Origin of the sequence: Mesorhizobium sp. M8A.F.Ca.ET.218.01.1.1 (assembly GCF_004791165.1) — a bacterium.
Lineage (GTDB): Bacteria > Pseudomonadota > Alphaproteobacteria > Rhizobiales > Rhizobiaceae > Mesorhizobium.
Genome location: NZ_SRUZ01000172.1, coordinates 1 through 302, shown reverse-complemented (window position 1 = coordinate 302; position 302 = coordinate 1). Strand labels below are relative to the sequence as shown.

General features: G+C 67.5%; 1 protein-coding gene. It reads left to right on the top strand.

All coding sequences use genetic code 11. From position 1 onward, the window contains the following. Positions 1–302 (top strand): Gfo/Idh/MocA family oxidoreductase (locus EN861_RS34885; RefSeq protein WP_135928249.1); only part of this gene is annotated, 302 nt, incomplete at both ends.

The following is a 302-nucleotide window of genomic DNA, read 5'->3' as shown; positions in this document are numbered from 1 at the left end:
ATGAAGCCGCGCATCGCCGTCCTCGGTTGCGGATACTGGGGCAGCAACCACATCCGCACCCTCAAGGCGCTCGGCGCGCTCCATGCCGTTTCCGACGTCAACCGCGCTCGCGCCGAAGGCTTCGCCAGCGAGCAGGATTGCCTGGCGATAGAGCCGGACAAGCTGTTCGAGCGCGCCGATGTCGATGCCATCGTCATGGCGCTGCCGCCGCAATTCCATGCCGACACGGCTGTTCGCGCCGTCGAGGGCGGCAAGGACGTGCTGGTGGAGAAGCCGATCGCGCTGACGGTCGCGGACGCCGA